The following is a 6,226-nucleotide window of genomic DNA, read 5'->3' on the forward strand; positions in this document are numbered from 1 at the left end:
AGTTACTATCCTTGCTATCAGTGATCATTAGACGAAAAGTTCTACTAATACTTTCCTTTAAACCGCCGAACAAAAATAATTCTTCCTTAGAATACCACTTTTAAAAAGTATTTGCAAGTTTACCATCCCTTGCGGAAACAAAGAACCATGGGGACGGTTTTGCTGTTTTTCACTTACCTCTAAAAAAGCCAAGAGAACCATCCCTTTAGATTCTTAAGAAAAGGATCACCGTCTTGGCAGCCAAATATATGCATAATACAGTGTAGGTATTTTTAAATTTTTTTGAAGACCTTTTTCACATTTTTTTCTATAAGCATTCTTATAAAAAAGCTATAATTAATAGCTTGTGTATGGATAATAAAAATCTTTCTCCTGTATTTAAATGTTAATAAGTGCTTTTGTGTTTTGTAATATGTGATTTCATTGTAAGGTATTTGATACGTTCGTCCAAAAGATGTTCTATACACGAACATATCCGAATCTTTACTTACATCAATTCTCCATAAAAATCCTCTTATTGTTGCCAAACTCCCAAATAAGATGACTGAAGATGCAACAATAAAACCAATTAAGTTATAATCCTCAGTATTATCTGGAAAAAGAATAGATAAAATTACAATCGCCATAATTCCCAATGTAAAAAGGAAGGCTAACCATTTAAATAAATTTGGTATTCTTACAATAGCACTTCTTCCTCTAGAAAACGACATTTCATTCTTCCCGGCAACTTCTTCCTGAACCTGAAAAACACTCAATTTTTTTTGGAACCATTTCAATAATCCAAAAAGAATTTTTTCAGGCAATACTCCAATTGCTTCATTGCCTCTTCTAGTTTTCCAAGATACGTACAAAAATACGATTGATGAAAGCAAGCCACGTATAGCCATTTTTACATCCTCTATCCCGTCCCAAAAGCTTCCTATGGAGTTCATTATACATACGATTGTTATAGTAGAGAACCACCATCTAATGTGGAGTGAATAACCTGAAAATACTTGATCGTGTATCCGATTTACAATAAAGCCTAAAAAATAACAAATGATTGAAATTGACAAATATACTTCTACAGGCATTCTTCACCACTCCATTAACACATCAGCTCAATCATTCATAGTTTGCAAAATTAATATGACAGCAATAACCTGCAAGGTTCAATACTAAAATTTCAACTAACCTGGATTTTGGTCTTTCCTAATTTACAAATCAATTCCATAATATTTCCTTTATCTCCTTTAAAGGTCTTTCAATAATTGATTTATTCGCCACTCCTTATTTTAAGTCCTTCTTCTACTAACCCGCCCTTAACATTAAAATTCCCATTTTAAGAATTTACTTGCCGTGATATCCCCCAGCACGCACCATCAATGCCAATCCTCCTACCAAAACAGAACCAGCTATAACTGCAAGTAAAGGTTTTAGATACCAGAACGCTACCACCCCAGATAGCTGCTTTAAAATTTCATTACCTATAAAATATGTAAATAGCATTATTAAACCTGTACAACTAATAGCTAGACCTACTTTAAAAAGAGTATTCAAATCATCACCCCTAAAATATGGATTATTTTCTCTCCGTTATGATATTGCCTCCGTTAATAAATCTTTTTCTAATGCGGTAGCAAAGTTTATCACCGTTGATATTTTCACCAATATAAATCATTTCATTAGGTACATTTTTCGGTCTGTTCTCTCGATTTTGTTTTACAATATCAATTGTTAAGGGTGATTGTTCTTTAGTTAGAATAGGGAACAAAGTCCAATCACCAAATTTTGCTGCATTCGTTTCTAAAAAAGTTCCTTGTATTCATCTGGAATCATAGCACCAAGTGCTTTTTCTATTTTTTTCAAATCGAGTAACGATACACCAGCCACTTTCGAACTCGGGTTAATCATGTTTATTACTTTCTTCATTTCTTCCCACATATTACTTCCGGATTATTATGACATACTTAATTGCAAATTAACTATGAATGCTTTCGATATTTATTATTAAAAACCCTCTATTTTTTTCAACAACCGGCCCCCTGTTTAGGGTTAATATTTTCTTTTAATTGTCCTTTTGGGGCGTATTTTTCTTATTCATTAACTGTATCACTTGCTCCTTGGGGCTCCAGCAATTAAATTTATAGTTCGGTTTTGTTTCATAACCTAACCGGCTGCAATAATAATTCATTCCTTCTCCTTTTTTCTCTACTTTAAAATGCCGGCATGTTGCACAGCAATGGAAATCCTTCATATACACATTCACCTTTTTCTTAACCCCTTTGTTACACAGTTTGGGGCAAATCCGATATAATACTTCAATTACTCTGCTCTCCAATAGCACAATAAGAAAATAGCTACCAAAATGGCAGCTGGATCCTCAACCTTGCACCTGTTCGTTACCTTTATTACTTTATTGCGATGTGTATTTCAATTTCCCCATTAGGATAATATTTCTCATAATCATATGAATAAGCTCGTTTTAATGTACCTGATTCTTCTTGATCCCATATCTTACTCCAAGTATTAAATATCCCTTGTTCTTCACCTGTATCCACTTTGAAGATTTCGTATTTTTCATAGTCTGGTATCTCTATAACTGGTTTCTCACCATTATCTTCAATACCTATGCTTAATGAATAATCCCCTTTGTAATCACTCTCATATTCATGATAAACACCGTATGTAATGTTTTCATATTTAGCCAGACAATTAGAAGCATTCTTCCACAATTCTGTGATTTTTTGCATCACACGATCATCACTAAAATTATTCGTTCTAATGCTGTTAATGGTTGTTAATTTCATCAAAATTCATCCTTTCTATATATCTTTAATAGTTAGATTCAACATAAATATCCATTTTCCTTTAAAGGCGTTATGAGATAATCTGGCCCAATCCAAAAGATAGAACGCTATTTATCCTGCAGAAATGAGCCCTGTTCTTAAATACATACGTATGAAATTTGAAGAGAAAAATTTACTAAGCTCCACCTATATTAACCTGACATATTGGTGAAAAAGCAAAACGGCTGCCAAAATGGCAGCCGAGATTATAAGCAAAAGCACGTGGTTCTTTAAGTATAATATTTACAAAGTTAAAATTTCACTTTTGATTGCTAATTACCCTTTACTTAAACAAGAATCCGTTTATAACCAGAAGTTTAGTGCCGCACATCTAAAAATAATTTTATCTCTTTAATTTGTTCTATGTGTCGCTGTTCATGCAAATAGATCTGTTCAATCCATTGATCAAGCGGTAATTCACCTAGGGCAGGATGCTTCACTGATTTTTCCGCCAATATTGATTGATCTTCTATAGTACTAAGAAAAGTCATCAATTTTTTTCTCGAATCATTTAACAAATCAATTATTTGGTGCACTTCAAATGGCTCTACATCTGGTCCAACCATTTTTGGAGCTTTAATCTTTTTCGTTCTATCCAATATGATAAGCTGAACGTTTTTACGTTCCTTTTGAGAACGATCAATCTCTTTTAATCCCCATGCAATCGCCTTTATAGTTGCCTCTTCCACTAAAACTAAGTGATGGCACACTTGTGCGATACTCCACTTATTCCTATCAGGCTTACTATTAAATTGTGCATCACTTAATAAAGTAATCTCCTTTACTAGGTTATTTCTCGTTTCAAACAGATTGTCGTTTACTAAATTATTCATGAGATTTCTCCTTCACCAGAAAGTGGGTACTTAGATTCCTATTCTGTATATATTCTCTATGATGAAAAGTATTCTCTTGGGTTTTCCTTCATATTATAAGTTTAATAACTTATTGAACTCCTTCATTTAGAATAATCCGAGCTCAAGTTGAAGTAGAAAAAGGGTGCTGCCAACGGTTCATGCCATTCCTTAGCCCATCCTTGAACATCTACCTTTTCTGCTCTTCCTTAAATTTATTTAAACAATTTTTACATATACAATGCTTTCTTCGATTTTCTACAGGAACTAATTCAAAGATTCCTTTAGGAAATTCTTCATTGGAACACCAGCAGTTATTCAATTCTCCAGCACCTGTCATACATTCGTTTTCATTTCCACATATAGGACAATTTTTATTGGACAATTCACTCTCTCCTTCATACACCACATAATGGATCAACTATTTCAGATTTGATTGTTAATTGAGACCATACGGAAACTTTTCCACTTCACTTAAACTTACTCTAATCTCAGTTGATAATAAATTCGTTTTTTTAACCATTGTAGTCCTTTTAATTTTCCCCTTACTCGGAATGAACCGGTTCTCCTTAACCAAAATGAAAAAATCAAATGTATCATTATTTTCGGCGAACTAACTATTTTGAGCTTGCATGAGTTCATATATCTTACGAGCGGTGTTGACATTTCTAACAGTAACTTGTTTGTATAACCTTGATCCAATTATCTTTACCATTCCGCTTTTGGTTACATTTTTCTTGTCAACGGACCATAGAATCGCACCGGGGACATATTTCACATTGTCAATATTTGGTTTGATGACCAAATTCGTAAGTACAGATTCATCATCAATTTCATCCCATAAAAACAAGACATCACTTTTCATGTCTTTGTCATTTTTCCATGTGTCCGGAATAGCGTTAATGATTCCCCTGACATCATCGACACTACGAACTACTACTTTAATTTGTAATCCGAAATCATGATGTATTGCTTCTTCCAAAATACGTGATAGTTCAGCCTTTGATGGGCCTATGTATGAAAAAATAATATTACCTGTATTGATGTATGTCACCACATCATTCATCCCGACTTGTTCAAACGTTTGTTTAAGCAACTTCATGTCAATTTTATTTTTTCCACCGACATTAATCCCCCGAAGAAGAGCGATATAAACCATAACCATCTTCCTTTCGACTTTTTACTTATTAATCCATTATATCTTATTGACTATATCTGCTAAACCAACCTTTCCTGTAGTTCAATAAGAAATAGGCTAACAATTGTTCCTGAAAAATATAAAACTATCTTCATATTCCGTTTCAAATTCCCCAAGGTTCTTGTAAGGAAAGAAATGGATGACAAGGGCGGAAAAAGGAAACAATGAAGAAGTAGCGTAACTTTTCGAAATCATCTACAATATAGTCAGGCACCTATTGCGGACAAAATCACTAAAAATATTTGGATTAAGAGAGGCGGGAAATGAAATGGAAACATCTAATAAAGTAACGGTAGAAACAACAGTTCAAGCACCAGTAGAAAAGGTATGGGAATATTGGACAGAGCCAACTCATATAAAAAAATGGAACAGCGCTTCAGATGACTGGCACACACCAATTGCTGAGAATGATTTAAGAGCAGGCGGAAAATTCCATTCAAGAATGGAAGCCAAAGATGGCAGTTTTGGTTTTGATTTTGGCGGAACGTATGATGAAGTGAAATTACATGAGGTTATTGCTTATACACTGGGTGATGGAAGAAAAGTTAACATCACGTTTAAAGGTCAAGATAACAAAACGGAAGTAATTGAAACTTTTGATGCTGAAACTACGAATCCAGTTGAGTTTCAACAACAAGGATGGCAAGCAATCCTAGATAATTTCAAAAAATACGCAGAGCAAACATCTATTTAAAAAAAGATAAGAAGAGATGCTCTAGTTATCTTTTTTATAAGGCACTAAATTAAATCAATGGCAGTATCCGTAATTATTCAATAACCACGGGTACTGCCATTTTTTATTTTTATGATTATCGTAAAATGTCGTGGTGTCAGGCACCAATCATGGGCGCCTGTCCATAGATGGGACCTGACATCTTTCTATCAAAAAGTTAAGGCTATAGTTGTGCAGCTGTCGAAAAAAAGACTCTTCCAGGTGTATACCCCTTGAAAATAACAGTTTGGCCAATATGGGAAAATGACTGTAAAAAAAATATATTTAATACAGCAGTAAATAGAAGAACGTTTCCCTCTGGCAGATGGTAGGCGGTCATTAATGTGATAAATGAAATAATTAGCAAGATCCATGCAGCATTAATAGAAAGCTGGGAGGTGATTCTACTTCAACTTTCTCGCTTGATATTCTTGGAAACCTTTAAGTAGACCTGTCCTTCCACACCCAATAGGATTATCCCAAGGAACAATATTAGTGTGAAACAAGATAATTCGGGCAGTGACGGGACACCGAAACTTTAAAGCATCGCACTCCGTTGAATAATGGAGCTAAATCAGTTAAGACATATTTTATCCTATTATAATTAGGAGATTTCATGTTTTTGTGATACACTTTC

Annotated in this window: 9 protein-coding genes; 1 reads left to right on the plus strand and 8 read right to left on the minus strand. The window is 33.9% G+C overall.

Going from position 1 to position 6,226, the window contains the following annotated elements; translation table 11 throughout:
• Positions 1 to 272: 272 nt before the first annotated feature.
• The 7 genes from BANVL01_RS26155 to BANVL01_RS26190 form a co-directional block, all read right to left on the minus strand.
• On the minus strand, positions 273 to 1,073 hold the full coding sequence (locus BANVL01_RS26155) for a DUF6560 family protein (protein ID WP_156482431.1): 801 nt from the start codon (positions 1,071 to 1,073) through the stop codon (positions 273 to 275).
• A 256-nt stretch (positions 1,074 to 1,329) separates the two neighbouring features.
• Positions 1,330 to 1,539 (minus strand): hypothetical protein, encoded by a 210-nt coding sequence (locus tag BANVL01_RS26160; RefSeq protein WP_066092883.1) that lies wholly within the window; start codon positions 1,537 to 1,539, stop codon positions 1,330 to 1,332.
• 246 nt (positions 1,540 to 1,785) lie between these two features.
• Positions 1,786 to 1,911 carry an SMI1/KNR4 family protein gene (locus BANVL01_RS28470; RefSeq protein ID WP_235845783.1) on the minus strand — a complete coding sequence of 42 codons (126 nt, stop codon included), beginning with the start codon at positions 1,909 to 1,911 and terminating at the stop codon, positions 1,786 to 1,788.
• 479 nt (positions 1,912 to 2,390) lie between these two features.
• Positions 2,391 to 2,789 (minus strand): GyrI-like domain-containing protein, encoded by a 399-nt coding sequence (locus BANVL01_RS26175; RefSeq protein WP_066092889.1) that lies wholly within the window; start codon positions 2,787 to 2,789, stop codon positions 2,391 to 2,393.
• 356 nt (positions 2,790 to 3,145) lie between these two features.
• Positions 3,146 to 3,661, minus strand: coding sequence for a DinB family protein (locus BANVL01_RS26180; RefSeq protein WP_066092892.1), 516 nt, complete (start codon positions 3,659 to 3,661; stop codon positions 3,146 to 3,148).
• Between the two features lie 208 nt (positions 3,662 to 3,869).
• Positions 3,870 to 4,064, minus strand: coding sequence for a cysteine-rich CWC family protein (locus BANVL01_RS26185; protein WP_066092894.1), 195 nt, complete (start codon positions 4,062 to 4,064; stop codon positions 3,870 to 3,872).
• 228 nt (positions 4,065 to 4,292) lie between these two features.
• Positions 4,293 to 4,838 (minus strand): DUF1697 domain-containing protein, encoded by a 546-nt coding sequence (locus BANVL01_RS26190; RefSeq protein WP_066092897.1) that lies wholly within the window; start codon positions 4,836 to 4,838, stop codon positions 4,293 to 4,295.
• A gap of 307 nt (positions 4,839 to 5,145) precedes the next feature.
• Here BANVL01_RS26190 and BANVL01_RS26195 point away from each other — a divergent pair, with 307 nt between their 5' ends.
• A complete protein-coding gene (locus BANVL01_RS26195) occupies positions 5,146 to 5,571 on the plus strand; it encodes an SRPBCC family protein (protein ID WP_066092900.1) in 426 nt (141 codons plus the stop codon).
• A gap of 202 nt (positions 5,572 to 5,773) precedes the next feature.
• Here BANVL01_RS26195 and BANVL01_RS28845 read toward each other — a convergent pair whose 3' ends face one another.
• Entirely contained in the window at positions 5,774 to 5,992 is a 219-nt protein-coding gene (locus BANVL01_RS28845) for an HXXEE domain-containing protein (RefSeq protein ID WP_369689627.1), read from the minus strand.
• Between the last annotated feature and the right edge of the window lie 234 nt (positions 5,993 to 6,226).

The sequence above is a fragment of the Neobacillus novalis NBRC 102450 genome (assembly GCF_001591805.1).
Lineage (GTDB): Bacteria > Bacillota > Bacilli > Bacillales > Cytobacillaceae > Neobacillus > Neobacillus novalis.